18 protein-coding genes and 2 tRNA genes are annotated in these 16,003 nt (G+C 71.0%); 14 read left to right on the top strand and 6 right to left on the bottom strand.

The window, feature by feature from the left end:
* Window positions 1-105 precede the first annotated feature (105 nt).
* The 3 genes from BS83_RS21040 to BS83_RS21030 are packed head-to-tail and all read left to right on the top strand — an operon-like array spanning window position 106 to window position 2,044.
* The gene (locus tag BS83_RS21040; RefSeq protein WP_037605195.1) at window positions 106-702 is read left to right on the top strand and encodes a biotin transporter BioY; all 597 of its coding nucleotides are present in this window, start codon (window positions 106-108) and stop codon (window positions 700-702) included.
* Between the two features lie 22 nt (window positions 703-724).
* The gene (locus BS83_RS21035) at window positions 725-1,210 is read left to right on the top strand and encodes a ribose-5-phosphate isomerase (RefSeq protein ID WP_037605194.1); all 486 of its coding nucleotides are present in this window, start codon (window positions 725-727) and stop codon (window positions 1,208-1,210) included.
* Between the two features lie 15 nt (window positions 1,211-1,225).
* Window positions 1,226-2,044, top strand: coding sequence for an Fpg/Nei family DNA glycosylase (locus BS83_RS21030; RefSeq protein ID WP_037605193.1), 819 nt, complete (start codon window positions 1,226-1,228; stop codon window positions 2,042-2,044).
* A 107-nt stretch (window positions 2,045-2,151) separates the two neighbouring features.
* Here the strand turns inward: BS83_RS21030 and BS83_RS21025 are convergent, their stop codons facing one another.
* Window positions 2,152-3,444, bottom strand: a complete 1,293-nt coding sequence (locus tag BS83_RS21025; RefSeq protein WP_037605192.1) for a GNAT family N-acetyltransferase — start codon at window positions 3,442-3,444, stop codon at window positions 2,152-2,154.
* Window positions 3,445-3,560: 116 nt separating this feature from the next.
* On the opposite strand from BS83_RS21025, the gene BS83_RS21020 reads away from it, so the two are divergent.
* Window positions 3,561-4,721, top strand: coding sequence for a PP2C family protein-serine/threonine phosphatase (locus BS83_RS21020; RefSeq protein WP_037605191.1), 1,161 nt, complete (start codon window positions 3,561-3,563; stop codon window positions 4,719-4,721).
* Between the two features lie 245 nt (window positions 4,722-4,966).
* Complete coding sequence (locus BS83_RS21015; protein ID WP_051943495.1) at window positions 4,967-5,164, top strand: hypothetical protein; 198 nt, start codon at window positions 4,967-4,969, stop codon at window positions 5,162-5,164.
* A 39-nt stretch (window positions 5,165-5,203) separates the two neighbouring features.
* Here the strand turns inward: BS83_RS21015 and BS83_RS21010 are convergent, their stop codons facing one another.
* On the bottom strand, window positions 5,204-6,073 hold the full coding sequence (locus BS83_RS21010) for a DUF6348 family protein (RefSeq protein ID WP_037605190.1): 870 nt from the start codon (window positions 6,071-6,073) through the stop codon (window positions 5,204-5,206).
* Window positions 6,074-6,277: 204 nt separating this feature from the next.
* On the opposite strand from BS83_RS21010, the gene BS83_RS21005 reads away from it, so the two are divergent.
* Window positions 6,278-6,580, top strand: coding sequence for a hypothetical protein (locus tag BS83_RS21005; protein WP_037605189.1), 303 nt, complete (start codon window positions 6,278-6,280; stop codon window positions 6,578-6,580).
* A gap of 18 nt (window positions 6,581-6,598) precedes the next feature.
* Here the strand turns inward: BS83_RS21005 and BS83_RS21000 are convergent, their stop codons facing one another.
* Window positions 6,599-7,345, bottom strand: coding sequence for an SAM-dependent methyltransferase (locus BS83_RS21000; RefSeq protein WP_037605188.1), 747 nt, complete (start codon window positions 7,343-7,345; stop codon window positions 6,599-6,601).
* Between the two features lie 83 nt (window positions 7,346-7,428).
* On the opposite strand from BS83_RS21000, the gene BS83_RS20995 reads away from it, so the two are divergent.
* The 3 genes from BS83_RS20995 to BS83_RS20985 all read left to right on the top strand — a co-directional run bounded on the left by BS83_RS20995 (window position 7,429) and on the right by BS83_RS20985 (window position 8,868).
* Window positions 7,429-7,872, top strand: coding sequence for an ASCH domain-containing protein (locus tag BS83_RS20995; RefSeq protein WP_037605187.1), 444 nt, complete (start codon window positions 7,429-7,431; stop codon window positions 7,870-7,872).
* 120 nt (window positions 7,873-7,992) lie between these two features.
* Window positions 7,993-8,532, top strand: coding sequence for a hypothetical protein (locus BS83_RS20990; protein WP_037605186.1), 540 nt, complete (start codon window positions 7,993-7,995; stop codon window positions 8,530-8,532).
* A gap of 54 nt (window positions 8,533-8,586) precedes the next feature.
* The gene (locus BS83_RS20985; RefSeq protein ID WP_157597263.1) at window positions 8,587-8,868 is read left to right on the top strand and encodes a hypothetical protein; all 282 of its coding nucleotides are present in this window, start codon (window positions 8,587-8,589) and stop codon (window positions 8,866-8,868) included.
* 93 nt (window positions 8,869-8,961) lie between these two features.
* Here the strand turns inward: BS83_RS20985 and BS83_RS20980 are convergent.
* Window positions 8,962-9,032: transfer RNA gene (locus BS83_RS20980), tRNA-Gly, on the bottom strand.
* 141 nt (window positions 9,033-9,173) lie between these two features.
* Here BS83_RS20980 and BS83_RS20975 point away from each other — a divergent pair.
* The 5 genes from BS83_RS20975 to clpX all read left to right on the top strand — a co-directional run bounded on the left by BS83_RS20975 (window position 9,174) and on the right by clpX (window position 14,148).
* Window positions 9,174-9,250 (top strand) — tRNA-Pro (locus BS83_RS20975).
* 291 nt (window positions 9,251-9,541) lie between these two features.
* Window positions 9,542-10,942 (top strand): trigger factor, encoded by a 1,401-nt coding sequence (gene tig, locus BS83_RS20970; RefSeq protein WP_037605184.1) that lies wholly within the window; start codon window positions 9,542-9,544, stop codon window positions 10,940-10,942.
* A 283-nt stretch (window positions 10,943-11,225) separates the two neighbouring features.
* Window positions 11,226-11,843: an ATP-dependent Clp protease proteolytic subunit gene (locus tag BS83_RS20965; protein ID WP_037609540.1), complete on the top strand. Its 618-nt coding sequence runs from the start codon at window positions 11,226-11,228 to the stop codon at window positions 11,841-11,843.
* 77 nt (window positions 11,844-11,920) lie between these two features.
* Complete coding sequence (locus BS83_RS20960; protein WP_051943493.1) at window positions 11,921-12,583, top strand: ATP-dependent Clp protease proteolytic subunit; 663 nt, start codon at window positions 11,921-11,923, stop codon at window positions 12,581-12,583.
* A gap of 281 nt (window positions 12,584-12,864) precedes the next feature.
* Window positions 12,865-14,148: an ATP-dependent Clp protease ATP-binding subunit ClpX gene (clpX, locus tag BS83_RS20955; RefSeq protein WP_037609538.1), complete on the top strand. Its 1,284-nt coding sequence runs from the start codon at window positions 12,865-12,867 to the stop codon at window positions 14,146-14,148.
* A 67-nt stretch (window positions 14,149-14,215) separates the two neighbouring features.
* Here clpX and BS83_RS45590 read toward each other — a convergent pair whose 3' ends face one another.
* Complete coding sequence (locus BS83_RS45590) at window positions 14,216-14,980, bottom strand: peptidylprolyl isomerase (RefSeq protein WP_037605183.1); 765 nt, start codon at window positions 14,978-14,980, stop codon at window positions 14,216-14,218.
* A 110-nt stretch (window positions 14,981-15,090) separates the two neighbouring features.
* Window positions 15,091-15,918, bottom strand: a complete 828-nt coding sequence (locus BS83_RS45585) for a hypothetical protein (protein WP_051943490.1) — start codon at window positions 15,916-15,918, stop codon at window positions 15,091-15,093.
* Window positions 15,919-16,003: the final 85 nt, after the last annotated feature.

Here is a 16,003-nt window from a genome sequence, read left to right as displayed (position 1 = left end):
GGCGCCCCTCTCGCTCCGCCCGATAGGTTCACGAGCGTTCACTGCGATCTTTGTTCGATCCCTCCCGGTCGACTCGATCGTCCCCAGCAAGCCCAGGAGTACCGCGTGAGTCTCGCCGCCCCGATCGTGCGCCCCGGCGCCGTCCTCGCCGACCTGCTGCCCGCCGCCGACCGCGGACGCACGCTGGTCCGCGACGCCGCGCTCGTCCTCGGCGGCGCCGCGTTCACCGGGTTGGCCGCGCAGCTCTCCGTCCCCGTGCCCGGCTCGCCGGTGCCGGTGACCGGCCAGACGCTCGCCGCGCTGCTGGTCGGCACGGCCCTCGGCACCCGTCGCGGGGCCGCCTCGATGGGCCTCTACCTGCTGGCCGGGCTCGCCGGTCTGCCCTGGTTCGCGGGCGGCGCCTCCGGCACCGGGGTGACCATCGGCTACGTCGTCGGCTTCGTGCTGGCCGGCGCGCTGGTCGGCGCGCTCGCCCGCCGTGGTGCGGACCGCAGCCCGCTGCGCACCGCCGGTGCGATGGTGCTGGGCAACCTCGCCATCTACGCCGTCGGCGTCCCGTGGCTGGCGGTCGCCGCCCACCTGCCGCTGGCCGAGGCCGCCTCGCTCGGCCTCTACCCCTTCCTGCTCGGCGACGCACTCAAGGTCGCCCTGGCGACGGGCCTGCTCCCGGCGGCGTGGAAGCTCGTCGGGCGTAAGGGCTGAGCGGGCTGACATAATCCCTCCCATGCGCGTCTACCTGGGATCCGACCACGCCGGCTACGAGCTCAAGCAGCACTTCGTGAAGTGGCTCACCGAGGCCGGCCACGAGCCGATCGACTGCGGTCCGCACATCTACGACGCCGTCGACGACTACCCCCCGTTCTGCCTGCGCGCCGCCGAGCGCACCGCGGCGGACCCGGAGGCGCTCGGCGTCGTCATCGGCGGCAGCGGCAACGGCGAGGCCATCGCCGCCAACAAGGTCAAGGGCGTCCGCGCCGCGCTGGCCTGGAGTGTGGAGACCGCCCAGCTGGGCCGGGAGCACAACAACGCCAACGTGATCAGCATCGGCGGCCGCATGCACAGCGAGGAGGAGGCGACCTCCTTCCTGGAGACCTTCCTCAACACGCCGTTCTCGGCCGAGGAGCGTCACATCCGCCGCATCGACATGCTGACGGACTACGAGACCACCGGCGAGCTGCCGCCCGTCCCGGCCCACCACCCGCAGGGCTGACCGGGTCGCCCCACCGTGCCCGAGGGTCACACCATCCACCGACTGGCCGCCGAATACCACCGGGTGTTCGGCGGCCAGGCCGTTGCCGTCTCCAGCCCCCAGGGGCCCTTCGCCCCCGCCGCGGCGAAGCTGGACGGCCGCACCCTGACCGACACCGACGCCAAGGGCAAGCACCTGTTCCTCGGCTTCGGCGAGGCCGGCTGGGTGCACATCCATCTCGGCCTCTACGGCAAGGTCTTCTGGGGCCACGGCCCCACCCCCGCCCCCGTCGGGCAGGTCCGGCTGCGGATCGCCACGGAGGCCCGCGGCGGCGCCCACGCCGACCTGCGCGGGCCCACCAAGTGCCGACTGATCAGCCCCTTCGAGAAGGCCGACGCCGAGCGGCTGCTCGGCCCCGACCCGCTGCGTCCCGAGGACACCGGCGAGGCGGCCTGGAAGCGGATCAGCGGCAGCCGCACCACCATCGCCGCCCTGCTGATGGACCAGAAGGTCCTCAGCGGGGTCGGGAACGTCTACCGCGCCGAGGTCCTCTTCCGACAGGGCGTCGATCCCCACCGCGAGGGCCGGAGCCTGGACCGCGCCGAGTGGGACGCGATCTGGGCGGACCTGCGCCCGCTGATGGCCGAGGGCGTCCGGCTCGGCCGGATCGACACCGTCCGCCCCGAGCACACCCCCGAGGCCATGGGCCGGCCTCCCCGCCGGGACGACCACGGCGGCGAGGTCTACGTCTACCGCCGCACCGGCCAGGCCTGCCTCGTCTGCGGCACCCCCGTCCGCACCGAGGAGCACGCGGCCCGCAACCTCTTCTGGTGCCCCCGCTGCCAGGCCGCCTGAGCAGCGGGGCGCCGCGTCGTGCGTGAGGCCCGCCCGGCCGTCGGCGTCGTCGCGTCCGACGCCGGGCCGGCCGGACCGGGTCCCGCCCGGTGGTCAGGCCGCTGGACTCAGAACCCGCGCGGCAGCCACGGCGCGAGGTCCGTCGCGAACGCCGCAGACGCCGCCGCGAGGGCGCCCGCGCGCAGTTCGCGGACCCGGCCCGCGGTGGCGAGCGAGCGCAGCGTCACGCCGCCCAGATAGGCGGCGCCCAGCTCACGCACCGTCAGGGCGAGGTCCGCCGGATCCGTGGTGCGCTCGCACACGGCCCCCTTCCCGTCGGCGGACAGGCGCCAACGACCGGTGTTCCAGGGGCAGAACGCGTCCTCCACCTCCAACACCAGGTCCACGGGCCGGTAGTAGCCCCGCGCACCGAGCGCCGCGCCCACCTCCACCGGTCGGAGGTAGATCCCGTCGCCGACCACGGGCCCGCAGCGGCGGGGGTCGTCGACCAGGCTCAGCAGCGCGTCGTCCACCGGACGGCCGGCCGAGGTCACCGTGTCGGTGAGGTCGACGTCCAGCAGGTAGCGCCACAGCGCCGCCGTCGCCTCGGGGGAGGCCGCGTACAGTTCGCGGACCCGGACGGAGCCGTTCGGGCCCGACCGGTCCCAGCTCGGCTTGACGGCGTAGCGGGCGTAGCCGCCCAGGCCGCCGGTGACCGGATCCTCCACCAGCACGCAGAAGAGCGGGGAGTGGCCGTCCCGGTCCGAGGACGGGTCGAGCACCGCGACCTTCTCCCAGCCGGCCGGTCGCCGCAGCCACCCCGCGCGCGTCGGCCCCACCCGCGCGTACAGCTCCTCGCAGACGGCCAGCGACTCGACCGGATCCGCCTGGGACAGCCGCAGTTCGCGCCCGAGACCGGGGTCGGCGATCCGCACCCGGTGCCGGTCCATCGTCACGCTCACCCGCAACGAGGCCAGGCCGTAGCCGAAGCGGCCGTAGATGGCCGGTTCGGAGGCCGTGAGCACCGCCACCGGTTCGCCGCGCCCGCGCACGTCGTCCAACTGGCTGCGCATCATCGCCGACAGCAGCCCGCGTCGCCGATGGGTCGACCGCACCCCGACCATGGTCACCCCGGCCGCCGGGACCAGCGGCCGCTCGGCCGTCTCCGCCCCGCCCGGCACGGCCAGCCCGAAGCTGAACGCCCCGGCCGACCCGACCACCGTCTTCGCGTCGAATGCGCCGATCGAGCGATCCAGCTCGGTAAGCTCTTGCCACAGTGCCGCCTCCTCGGGAGCTTCGGGCACTCCGCCGAAGGCGTCCACCAGGGACGCGTACCAGGCTTCGAAGTCGTCGGCGTTGATGATCCGCAGCTCGGGGGAGGCGGTGGGTGAGGCGTTCCACGGCAGGTTCGATGCGTCCATACGACCTGCCTAGCAGCGAGCAGGACGAAGCGCGACCAGATTTGGCCCCTGTCGGTTGCATCCCGCATCCGAAACGCATCGACGTGCCCCGGCCGCGCTCGATAGGGTCTCCCGGAATGGCACGTCGCGAGTCCGGGGGGCACCCCGACGACACCCTGACGGCCCGGCTGCGCAGGGCGCACCGCCGGGCCTGGCGTCGGGTGCGCCGTGCCGCCGTCGACTACTTCCGCGGCGAGGGCGCCGACTGGCTCGCCTTCGCCGTCCTGTTCGCGGTCGTCCCGCTGTTGACCGTCGCCACCGTGCTGGCCCCGACCTGGTGTCCGCCCACCGCGCTGGTGCTGCCGGTGATCTCCGGCGCACTGCTGCTGCGGCCCAGCAGCCTGGTGCTGCTCTACGCCGCCGCGGCCGCCGCGTTGGCGATCGAGTCCGTGCTGCTCGGCGCCTACGCTCCGGGGGCCCCCGGCCATGTGACCCCCGGCTGCGTGCTGGTGGTCGGCGCGGTGGGCGCGGTCGGGCTGGCGCTGGCGCAGTTCCGCAACCGGGTCGGGGTGCCCTGGCGGCGCGGCGGCTCGATGCTCTTCGACCTGCGCGAGCGGCTCAAGGTGCAGAGCAGGATCCCCGCGCTGCCCAGCGGTTGGCACGCGGAGATGGCGCTGCGCCCGGCCGGCGGCCAGTCGTTCTCCGGCGACTTCGTCGTCGCCGCCCGCACCGGCGGCGGCAAGCGGGTGCTGGAGGCCGTCCTCGCCGACGTCTCCGGCAAGGGAATGGACGCCGGCTCGCGCGCCCTGCTGCTCTCCGGCGCGTTCGGCGGCCTGCTCGGCTCGCTCCCGCCGCACGACTTCCTCCCCGCGGCCAACGGCTATCTGCTGCGCCAGGGTTGGGAGGAGGGCTTCGCCAGTGCCGTGCATCTGGTGCTGGATCTGGACACGGGGGAGTACGAGTTGCTCTCGGCCGGCCATCTGCCCGGTATGCAGCGGTCCAACGGCACGGGACGCTGGGAGACGAAGGAGGCCGAGGGCCCGCTGCTCGGCATCTACGACGGCGCGAAGTTCGAGGGCGTGCGCGGGGTGCTGGCCCGCGGCGACGTGCTGATGCTCTGCACCGACGGCATGGTCGAGGCCCCGGGGCGTGATCTGACCGAGGGCATGGACCGGCTGATGGGGGCGGCGGACCGGTTGATGGGCACGGCCTTCGCCGGATCGGCCTGGCGGCTCATCGAGACGGTCGCGAAGGACCGGAGCGACGATCGCGCCCTCCTGCTGCTCTGGCGCGAATAGCCTTATCACCGGCAGCACTTGTACCATCCGTCACACGATCTTCGGACAATCTCGGCTGATTGTGCACCCACGGGGTGGGTGTGAGCCGGAAGTGCTTTACGGAGCGGCTTGATCCGGAGAGACTGAATATGCGGGCGAGCGTGGGCTGGGGGTGGTGCCGTGTTCACGGTGCGTGTTCTCGGCTGCCGGGCGTCCCTCAGACGTAGACGTACCCGTCGTCACGCTCGATCGAGGAAGTGGGGCCCGTGACAACCTTTTCCATCTCCGCTGTTGTCCTGTTGGGGATCCTGCTCGTCGTCTTCATCCGCAACAAGAGCATGAAGCTCGGATACACGGTGCTGGCGGTCCTGTTCGGGTTCTTCCTGGCCAAGACCTCGGCGGCGGCGCCGATCCAGACCTTCCTGACCCAGATCGCGAACACGGTCAACCAGATCACCCACTGACAGATCGGCGGGTCCGGCCGCCGTGGCGGCCCGGACCGGTCAGGGGTTGAGCAGTTTGCGCAACAGCCCGCCGGGTGCGACGGGCTGACCCGGCGACGAACCGCGTCCCGCGTCGCCGCCGCGCCCGCCCCCTCCACCGCCCCCGCCTCCCGGGCGGCCCCGCGGACCGTCCCCCGGGGTCTCGGCGTCCCGTAGCGCGTCGGGGTCGCGCGTCAGCAGCAGGAAGCAGCGGGCCCAGGCCAGATGCTCGCCGCGCGGCCAGGCCGTCGCCCGCAGCGCCTCCGACGCGGCCGGCAGCGGTTCGCCGTTCAACCGCACCTCGGCCACCTCGTCGTCCGCCCGCCCGCCGAAGAAGAACCGCACGCCGTGCAGCGCCCTGCCGTCCAGCCGGGGCAGCACGTGCCCGGCGACGGCGGGCAGCAGATGGTGGTCCGCGACCCACTCGCTGAGCGGGCCGTTGCGGAAACCGAAGACACAGGCGGGCCCTTGCACCGTGTGCCAGCCCGGCACCCCGACGGCCCGTCCGGGAGGTTTCGGGGGCACCGCCTCGGGCGGGTAGACGTCGCCGTGCAGTCCGCGCTGCTCCAGCAGTTCGACCACGGCCGAGGCCGTCGTCGTGCGCCACATCCGGACGCCGTTCTCCAGCCGCTGTTCCTCGGTCCGGCCCAGCCCGCTCACGCAGTCCCAGACCACCGGACCCTCGCCGTCGCCCAGGCGGAGCGCGTAGCCGAGGTCCAGATGCGGCGCGGCGCCCGGATAGCCCCCGGTGTCGCGGTGCTCGCGAACGGCGACCGCCGTCCGGCCCGGGCCCCTGACCACCTGGTCCTCGATGTGGAACTCACGGCCCAACGCGGCCATCTCCCGCACCACGCTGCGCCGTATGACGTCCAGCCGCTGATCCGGTTGCACCAGTGCCCCGCCTCTGTCGTGCCTCGGGCCCGCCGTGGCCCGCACACACCAGTGCAGCCGCGCCGAGAGTACCGCGCTTCCGTGCGCCCGCTGCGCGCGCCCACCCCACCCCACGAGGCCTAACCTCGAAGAAGGAGCGCGGCGCTAGCCTCCTTCGAGGAGGCCGGAGCGCCATCCGGAATCGAAGCCCACGAGGAGGACCTGATGACCGTCGTCATGTCGATGCGTTGGCCCGGAGTCACCCAGGACCAGTACGACGCCGTCCGCGACCGCGTCCGCTGGGAGGAGCTGGCCCCGGCCGGCGGTCAGATCCATGTCGCCTGGTTCGACGGCGACGCGCTGCACGTCACGGACGTGTGGGAGTCGGCCGACCACTTCGGCCGGTTCAGCGAGAGCCAGCTGATGCCGGCCGTGAAGGAGGCGGGCATCGACGGGGAACCCGAGGTCGCCTTCAGCCCGCTGCACCGCCGCTTCATCGCCCCCGGGGTCTCCGGCGCCTCGAGCTGAGGTCGACGCAGGGTCGACTCAGCGCAGGGCCTCAGGGGTGCGGCGCAGGATCAGCGTCACGAACCCCCAGCAGTCCCGGTACAGGCGCGTCCAGTCCCGGTAGCGCTGGGACGAGAGCGCCAGCACCTCCGCCGCCTCCGGGTCCTCCGGGTGGTCCAGCGCCCAGCTCGCGAGGGAGCCCCAGCAGGCCCACTCGTAGCCGTCGAGCTCGGCGCGCGAGCTGACGTGCCCGTGGACCGTCGTCCAGCCGGCCTCGGCGAGCAGTTCCAGCGTCCCCGCGAGATCGGCGGAGTCCCCCATCATCTCGACGACCTCCTCGGTGGGAGGTGACTGCCAGAAGCCGTCCCCGACGAGAATCCGGCCGCCGGGCGCGAGATGCCGTCCGGCGGCCTCCACGGTCGCGAGCAGCCCGCCGAAGGCGTGCACCGCGCCGACGCTCAGCACCACGTCGAAGCCGTGCCCGGCGGCGAAGTCGGCGGCCGGGACCTGGTGCAGTTCGAGCCGGTCCGCGACGCCACGCCGCGCGGCACGCTCGCGCGCCTCGGCGAGCGCGGTCGTGGAGATGTCCACCCCGACCGCCCGCGCGTCCGGGTGTCCCTCCAGGGCCCGCAGCAACCACTCGGCGCTGCCGCAGCCGAGGTCGAGCAGCCGCTCGTCCCCGCGCGGCAGCGCGCGGGCGAGCAGCGCGCGGACGGAGTCGTCGTGGAGGGGCGCCTTGATCGGGTGATCGGCGTGGCTGATGGCGGAGATCTCTTCGCGGTTCATTGGGCGCAGCTTCGCACCGGGTTCGCGCGGGCGCACCCGCTTTTCCGGCTGCGCCACGGCGTCCTTCGCCCTAGGGTCCGGCCATGACCACACCCGACGACGTCACGGCCCTGCCCCGGGCGACCTTCGCCTTTCCCGGACCGCTGCGCGACCGTCTGGTCGCCGCGATCCTTGACGGCACCAAGACCAGCACCACCGGCCTCGTCGCCGACTACGCCCACGAGAACGAGGCCCTCCCGGTCCCCGGCCTGCGGCTGGCGCTGGTCGACTCCGACGACCGGCCCGTCGGCGTCATCGAGGTCACCGAGGTCCGCGTCGTCCCACTGGCCGAGGTCGACCTCGCCCACGCCGTCGACGAGGGCGAGGGCCACACCACATTGGCCGCCTGGCGCGCCGACCACGAGTCCTACTGGCACGGCCCCGACGTCCGCGCCGCTCTCGACGACCCGGCCTTCACCGTCGACGACGCCACCCCCGTGGTCCTGGAACGCTTCCGCCTGGTCGACGATCTGCGCCCCCGGCGCTGAATCGCGGGCCTGCTGACGGTGCGTCGGCGGCACCACCCCGCTGACCTGGGGCTTCGCCGGTCGACGCCGGGACGGAACGGGCTATGATCCCCTCCGCTGTGATCCAACTCGGAGGGTGTCGTGCTCAAGCGCCGCATATCGGTGTCCCTGTCGGTGGCCGTTTCGGTGTCGGGCGTGCTGGCGCTGGCGGTCGCCTGCTCGGGAAGCCCCGCTCCCGGGGCTGACGACGTCCGGTCCAGCACGACCCTCGCCCAGGCCGACGCCGCGCTGCACACCCTGATGGCCAAGGCGGTCGACGGCGCCTCGCACGACCCCGCGGGCGTAGTGGTCGCCGGCGTGATCCCCCCGCCCGGCTCCCACCCGGCCTGCACGGCCTCCGGCACCGCCCGGCACGAGGTCAACGTGTCCCGCCTGCCGCACCTCGGCTCCCCTGACACCGGCCCCGCGGTCCGCACCGCCCTCGCCTCCGAGGGCTGGACCTTCGATCCCTGGCAGAGCGAGTCCCAGCCCCGCCCGGACTACATCTACGTCTCGACGGGAACCCTGGGCGACTACGCCATCAAGATCTCCTACCGCAAGGGCACCGGCGAGACCGACGTCTTCGCCCTGACCCCCTGCCTCCCCGGAACCCCGACCACCCAGCCGTCGATGTTCCCCTGACCGCCCCGGGCCCCGGCGGTCCCGCCTCCCGCCGGACGATCTATGCTCCCGCGCATGTGGACAGCTCTGGCATGCGTCGCGGGCCTCGGCGCCCTGGTCAATCTCCTCCAGGTGTTCCTCGGCCGCCAGCTGATCCGCCCCTCCGCGAGCAGGCGGTCCGCGCGGCAGTTGCGACGCGAGTCGGCCGCCGCCGTCGCGATCTGGTCGGGTGCGGCGCTCCAGGCCCTGCACGTCTGGGCCGGCTTCCCCCTCATGGCCCTGGGCTACCTGGCCCTCGTCCAGGTCCGGCGTTCCGCGGTCGCCCGCGTCGGGCGCGCCGACGGCCTCGAACCCTGACCCCTGCTCCCGGGCAACGGGCGCGTCAGCGCCCCTGGAACGCGAAAGGCCCAGGCTGGGGATCATGTCCCTGGCCTGGGCCTTCGGCGTACGAGCGGGCGACGGGAATCGAACCCGCGTAGCTAGTTTGGAAGACTAGGGCTCTACCATTGAGCTACGCCCGCAGGGGGTGTTCGGGGATCAGGGTAGCGGACGCGGGGGCGTGTGCGCACACCGCTTGAGCTGCGGGTGTCCGGTGGTGTCGGTCGGCGGAATTCGCTCGGGCGGGCCTGGGGGAGCATGTACGCTACGTCTCGCCAGACGAACGGGGTGTGGCGCAGTTTGGTAGCGCGTCCGCTTTGGGAGCGGAAGGTCGTCGGTTCGAATCCGGTCACCCCGACCAGCCAAGCGCGACCGTGGCGCGATCATGCGCGAGCAGTGCCGTTCTGACCTGCACGGACGCCGTGTCCGCCCGACGGGGCGAAGGCAGATTGTGGTACCGGTAGGATGGGTCGCTGGTGGCGTCTGCGCACGTGCCTCCCGCAGCGCACGCAAGTGTGATCGCGGGGGCGGCCAAGGCCCCACCTGCCCGGCGGGCGATAGTCACTCAGGACGCATCACCCGTCTCGCCGCGTGCCCGAAGACCGGGCTCGTGGCGGACAACCGACCGTAAAGCCCCCAAGGAGACCCAACCGTGAAGAGCGCCGTGGAGACTCTGAACCCGACCCGGGTTCGACTCACCGTCGAGGTGCCCTTCGAGGAGCTCAAGCCCAGCCTCGACGCGGCGTACAAGAAGATCAACCAGCAGGTCACGGTTCCGGGTTTCCGCAAGGGCAAGATCCCGGCTCGCGTCATCGACCAGCGTTTCGGCCGCGGCGCCGTGCTGGAGGAGGCCGTCAACGACGCGCTGCCGCGCTTCTACGGCCAGGCCGTGGAAGAGGGCAAGATCGACGTCCTCGGCCAGCCGGAGATCACCGAGATCGAGGGCGTCGAGACGCTCGTCGACGGCGGCGACCTGAAGTTCACCGCCGAGGTGGACATCCGTCCGGAGATCACCCTCCCCGACTTCGCCGCCATCGAGGTGACCGTCGACCCGATCGAGGTCACCGACGAGGACGTCGAGAAGAGCCTGGAGCAGCTGCGCGAGCGCTTCGCCTCGGTGAACGCCGTCGAGCGTGCCGCGGCCGCCGGCGACATCGTCGTGGTGGACCTCGAGGCCAAGGTCGACGGTGAGGTCCCCGAGGACGGCACCGCCACCGGCGTCACCTACGAGATCGGCTCCGGCCGTCTGCTCGACGGCATCGACGACGCCGTCATCGGCCTGGAGGCCGGCGGCAGCGCCACCTTCACCACCGAGCTCAAGGGCGGCAGCGCCGCGGGCAAGGACTCCGAGGTCACCGTCACGGTCACCGCGGTGCAGGAGAAGGAGCTCCCGACCCTGGACGACGAGTTCGCCCAGATGGCGAGCGAGTTCGACACCCTGGACGAGCTGAAGGACGACTCCCGCAAGCGGCTCGCCCGCATGAAGGAGTTCGACCAGGCCACCCAGGCCCAGGAGAAGGTCCTCGACGCGCTCCTCGAGCAGGTCGACATGCCGTACCCGGAGAAGCTGCTCGCGGACGAGGTCCAGACCCGCAAGCACAACCTCGAGCACCACCAGCTCCCGCAGATGGGCCTGGACCTCGACGGCTGGCTGAAGCTGCAGGACAAGACCGCCGAGTCCTTCGACGCCGAGCTCGACGAGCAGGCCAAGAAGGGCATCAAGACCCAGTTCGTGCTGGACGCCATTGCGGCCAAGGAGGAGCTGGGCGTCTCCCAGGAGGAGCTCACCGAGCACCTGCTGCGCCGCGCCGCCGGTTCCGGCATGACGCCGGACCAGTTCGCCCAGCAGGTCGTCGAGGGCGGCCAGGTGCCGCTGCTCGTCGGTGAGGTCGTCCGCGGAAAGGCGCTCGCGGCCGTCGTCGAGGCCGCCAAGGTCGTCGACACCGAGGGCAACGTCGTGGACTTCTCCGACGACGAGGACGAGGACGAGACCACCGAGTCCGCCGAGGCCACCGAGACGGTCGAGGCCGTCGAGGAGACCACGGAGGCCTGAGCCTCCCGCGTCCCCACGGGTGCGCAGTTCTGAACGGTGCAGGGCCCGGACCGCTTCACGCGGTCCGGGCCCTGCGGCGTCGCTCCGCCGTGACCGCCGTGATTCCCGCGAAGATCGCCCACCGTCCGTGCACGTGACGCTCAAAGCGAACAGGTCGGTGTGAGGGATGGCCTGGCCAGGCCCGCGCGTTAGGGTCGGTGGAAACGCTGTGACGGCGGCCTTCGACGACCAGCCGTCGTGTCAACAACGAGCAGGTGGATACGTGACGATTCCGCAGATCTCGATGCCCGGTCTTGTGACTCCCCGTGCCGCCGGCGAAATCGGTGGCGGCGGTCTGGGAGACCAGGTCTACAACCGTCTGCTCAACGAGCGCATCATCTTCCTCGGCCAGCAGGTCGACGACGACATCGCCAACCGGATCACCGCGCAGCTGCTGCTGCTCGCGGCCGACCCGGAAAAGGACATCTTCCTCTACATCAACTCCCCTGGCGGCTCGGTCACCGCCGGCATGGCGATCTACGACACCATGCAGTACATCAAGAACGACGTGGTCACCATCGCGATGGGCATGGCGGCCTCGATGGGCCAGTTCCTGCTCACCGCCGGCGCGAAGGGCAAGCGCTTCGCGCTGCCGAACGCCGAGATCCTGATGCACCAGCCCTCGGCCGGTCTCGGCGGCTCCGCCACCGACATCCGGATCCAGGCCCAGCAGCTGGTGCGGCTCAAGCACCGCATGGCCGAACTCATCGGCCAGCACAGCGGCCAGACGACGGAGCAGATCACCGCGGACTCCGACCGTGACCGCTGGTTCACGCCGCAGGAGGCCAAGGAGTACGGCCTCATCGACAACATCATGCACAGCGCCGCGGACGTCCCCGGCGGCGGCGGCACGGGCGCCTGAGCGGCAGCACGAGCCCGCTCACGTCGCGAGCACCGACCACACCCACGTTCGTTCGTTCCGGAGGACGGAAGATCCCGATGAACATCCCCAGCCTGTCCAGCGCGCAGGGGCGCCTGGAGAACATGCGCGCCGAGGGCCGCTACATCCTGCCCACCTTCGTGGAGCGCACCTCCCAGGGCTTCCGTGAGTACAACCCGTACGCGAAGCTCTTCGAGGAGCGCATCATCTTCCTGGGCACCCAGGTCGACGACGCCTCCGCGAACGACATCATGGCGCAGCTGATCTGCCTGGAGTCGATGGACCCCGACCGGGACATCTCCATGTACATCAACTCGCCCGGCGGCTCCTTCACCGCGCTCACGGCGATCTACGACACCATGCAGTTCGTCAAGCCCGACATCCAGACGGTCTGCATGGGCCAGGCGGCCTCCGCCGCCGCCGTGCTGCTGGCCGCCGGCACGCCGGGCAAGCGCATGGCGCTGCCGAACGCCCGCGTGCTGATCCACCAGCCCTACACCGAGACGGGCCGCGGCCAGGTCTCCGACCTGGAGATCCAGGCGCACGAGATCCAGCGCATGCGCGAACTGCTGGAGGAGCTGCTCTCCAAGCACTCCCACAAGAGCCAGCAGGAGATCAGCGAGGACATCGAGCGCGACAAGATCCTCACGGCCGAGGAGGCGCTGAACTACGGCTTCATCGACCAGATCATCTCCACCCGCAAGACCTCGCAGCTGGACTGAGCGGTCCGGGCGGGACCGTCCCGTGAGGGCGGCGCGCCCGCGCTGCTGAGACCAGCACCACGCAGTCAGAACGCCCCCGGCTCTTGGAGCCGGGGGCGACGCCTGGCACCATCGTCAGTACCGACGTATCGTTCCGGCCGATTCGGATTCGCATATTCGCCCAGGGCGGAAGCGGGAAGACCGCCGAACACGGCGAATCGGGAGTCCTGACGGAGTACCGTCGGATACCAAGCACCAGGCTCCACCCCCCAAGGGAGCCTTTGGCGAAGGGGAAGCACCTCGTGGCACGCATCGGTGACGGTGGCGACCTGCTCAAGTGCTCGTTCTGCGGCAAGAGCCAGAAGCAGGTGAAGAAGCTCATTGCCGGGCCCGGCGTGTACATCTGCGACGAGTGCATCGACCTGTGCAACGAGATCATCGAAGAGGAACTGGCGGAGACCTCGGAGGTTCGCTTCGAGGAGCTGCCCAAGCCCCGCGAGATCTACGAGTTCCTCGACGGCTACGTGGTCGGCCAGGAGACCGCCAAGAAGGCGCTGTCCGTGGCGGTCTACAACCACTACAAGCGCGTCCAGGCCGGCGAGAACGGCAAGCACGGCCGTGACGAGGGCATCGAGCTCGCCAAGTCCAACATCCTGCTGCTGGGCCCCACGGGCTCCGGCAAGACGCTGCTGGCGCAGACCCTGGCCCGGATGCTGAACGTGCCGTTCGCCATCGCGGACGCCACGGCGCTGACCGAGGCCGGTTACGTCGGCGAGGACGTCGAGAACATCCTGCTCAAGCTGATCCAGGCGGCGGACTACGACGTCAAGAAGGCCGAGACCGGGATCATCTACATCGACGAGATCGACAAGGTCGCCCGCAAGAGCGAGAACCCGTCGATCACGCGTGACGTCTCCGGCGAGGGCGTGCAGCAGGCGCTGCTGAAGATCCTGGAGGGCACCACCGCCTCGGTGCCACCGCAGGGCGGGCGCAAGCACCCGCACCAGGAGTTCATCCAGATCGACACGACGAACGTGCTGTTCATCGTGGGCGGTGCCTTCTCCGGCCTGGAGCGCATCATCGAGGGTCGCGCGGGCAAGAAGGGCATCGGCTTCGGCGCCCAGATCCGCTCCAAGCACGAGATCGACTCCAGCGACATGTTCCGCGAGGTCATGCCGGAGGACCTGGTCAAGTTCGGCATGATCCCCGAGTTCATCGGCCGTCTGCCGGTGATCACCTCCGTCCACAACCTGGACCGGGACGCGCTGCTGCAGATCCTCACCGAGCCGAAGAACGCGCTGGTCAAGCAGTACCGGCGGCTGTTCGAGCTGGACGGTGTGGAGCTGGAGTTCACCGCCGAGGCGCTCGACGCCATCGCCGACCAGGCGATCAAGCGCTCCACCGGCGCCCGCGGTCTGCGCGCGATCATGGAGGAGGTGCTGATGTCCGTGATGTACGAGGTTCCCTCGCGCAAGGACGTCGCCCGCGTGGTCGTCGACGAGAACGTGGTCCTGGAGCACGTCAACCCGACCCTGGTCCCGCGCGACATCCGCGGCCAGCGTGAGCGCAGGGACAAGAGCGCGTAGGGCGCAGAGCCCCTGGTGAAGGAACGCCGGAGGGGGTGCGGGGCCTCGGCCCCGCACCCCCTCTTTCTCATTCCTTGGTCACCGGAACCGAGTTGATCACGACGTTGTCGTTGGGCTTGCCGTCGCCGGTGCCGTTGGAGCTGTCGTCGCCGTCCGCGGCGATGTGCTCCAGGATGTCCAGGCCCGAGGTGATCTTCCCGAAGGGCGTGTAGTTCGGCGAGAGCCGGCTGTCCTTGTAGACCAGGAAGAACTGTGAACCGTTGGTGTTCGGGCCGGAGTTGGCCATCGCCACGGTGCCCGCCGGGTAGACCCCGGTCTTGATCGCCGGGTCGTTCAGGTACTCGTCGTCGAACTTGTAGCCGGGGCCGCCGCTGCCGGTCGCCGTCGGGTCGCCGCACTGCAGCACGTAGATGCCGGAGGTGGTCAGCCGGTGGCACTTGGTGTGGTCGAAGTAGTTCTGCTGCGCCAGGAAGACGAAGTTGTTGACCGTCTTCGGCGCGTTCTTGGCGTCCAGCGCGATGCCGATGTCACCGCAGGAGGTCTTCAGCGTCGCGGAGTACTTCGCCGCGGGGTCGATGGTCATCGCCGGCGGGCCCGCCCACTGCTTGTTGTTGGGGCTTCCGGAGGCCACGTTCCCGCAGAACGCCCCGGACGCCGACGACCCGCTCGACGAGTTGCCCAGCGTCGCCCACAGCACCGCGCCGACGACCAGGGCGAGCACCAGCACGCCGCCGCCCCAGGCCAGCAACTTCCGTTTCCGCGCCTTGGCCGCCTCCTGGGCGCGCAGCGCCTCGATCCGCGCCCGCCGCGCCGCGCCCGGGTCCTCGCTCACCCTTTGCTCCTCATGCACTCGTGCCCCGTTGCCTACCGCTGTCAGCACACAAGTGTGACCGGTGGGGCGACGGGGCACGTGGCAGGCGCGGCGGGCGGACCCGGCCGGTGCTACTTCTTGACCTCCATCTGCGACCTCAACTGCAGCGTCGTGGCCGCGAGCGCGTTCAGGTCGCCGGTGCTGCTGGTCATGTGCGTGGTGTCCATGATGATCGCCATGGTGCTGTTGTCCGCCCAGGCGCAGGTCGGGAAGTACGCACCGCTCTCGTCGACCATCGCGCACTGCATCGAGCCGCCGAGGGCCCCGGCGTTCTCGTCGGTCTTCTCGGTGACCGTGTTGCCGCCGGTGGCGATCGACTTCCAGCCCTCGTCGAGCTGGATGCTCGGCGCGAGCAGGTTGCCGTAGGCGCCGACGACCAGCATCTTCGGCAGCTTGTCGCCGACCGCGGTGGAGTAGGCGGTGATGACCGGCGTCGCGCCGGCCGCGCCGAGCCCGGACGAGCCCTTGCTCTGCATGGACTGGACGACCGTGCTGCTGTCGTCCTTGACCAGCCCGTTGAAGGTGGTGGGCGCGTCGAGCTTGTAGACGCCCATCTTCGAGGTCTGGTCGTAGACGAAGTAGCCCACGACCCCGCCGACGACCAGGACGAAGGCGCCGATCGAGATCAGCGCGATCTTCAGCCCGTTGCGCTTGCGGGGAGGTTGCGGGGCGTAGCCCCAGGCCGCCTCCGCGGGCTGCTGCGGGCCGGGCTGCTGGTACTCCGGCTGGTAGCCGGGCTGCTGGTACTCGGGCTGCGGCTGCTGCGGATAGCCCTGCGGATACCCCTGTGCGGGCACGTTCGGCTGCTGGTAACCCTGCTGCGGGTGGCCCGGCTGCGACTGCTCGGGCTGCGGATACCCCTGCTGCGGGTAGCCTCCCGGAGGCGGATTGATCGACATGGCGATTATCAGACCAGTCCGCTGGTTGCGTTGTCCATGTGATTGACGGGGCCTCCGGTCCGTGAAAGCCGTTCGTGACCATGGA

The organism is Streptacidiphilus rugosus AM-16 (genome assembly GCF_000744655.1).
Taxonomy (GTDB): Bacteria; Actinomycetota; Actinomycetes; order Streptomycetales; family Streptomycetaceae; genus Streptacidiphilus; species Streptacidiphilus rugosus.
The sequence above is the reverse complement of the archived record's forward strand: the minus strand, read 5'-3'. Positions and strand labels throughout refer to the sequence as shown.

Excerpts from the sequence above, each read along its gene's own strand:
- BS83_RS20965 (WP_037609540.1), top strand. The coding sequence starts at position 11,226 with ATGCCCGGTCTTGTGACTCCCCGTGCCGCCGGCGAAATCGGTGGCGGC.
- BS83_RS20960 (WP_051943493.1), top strand. The coding sequence starts at position 11,921 with ATGAACATCCCCAGCCTGTCCAGCGCGCAGGGGCGCCTGGAGAACATG.
- BS83_RS20995 (WP_037605187.1), top strand. The coding sequence starts at position 7,429 with ATGACCACACCCGACGACGTCACGGCCCTGCCCCGGGCGACCTTCGCC.
- BS83_RS21000 (WP_037605188.1), bottom strand. The coding sequence starts at position 7,345 with ATGAACCGCGAAGAGATCTCCGCCATCAGCCACGCCGATCACCCGATC.
- BS83_RS21005 (WP_037605189.1), top strand. The coding sequence starts at position 6,278 with ATGACCGTCGTCATGTCGATGCGTTGGCCCGGAGTCACCCAGGACCAG.
- BS83_RS20985 (WP_157597263.1), top strand. The coding sequence starts at position 8,587 with ATGTGGACAGCTCTGGCATGCGTCGCGGGCCTCGGCGCCCTGGTCAAT.
- BS83_RS21025 (WP_037605192.1), bottom strand. The coding sequence starts at position 3,444 with ATGGACGCATCGAACCTGCCGTGGAACGCCTCACCCACCGCCTCCCCC.
- BS83_RS45585 (WP_051943490.1), bottom strand. The coding sequence starts at position 15,918 with ATGTCGATCAATCCGCCTCCGGGAGGCTACCCGCAGCAGGGGTATCCG.
- BS83_RS21035 (WP_037605194.1), top strand. The coding sequence starts at position 725 with ATGCGCGTCTACCTGGGATCCGACCACGCCGGCTACGAGCTCAAGCAG.
- BS83_RS21020 (WP_037605191.1), top strand. The coding sequence starts at position 3,561 with ATGGCACGTCGCGAGTCCGGGGGGCACCCCGACGACACCCTGACGGCC.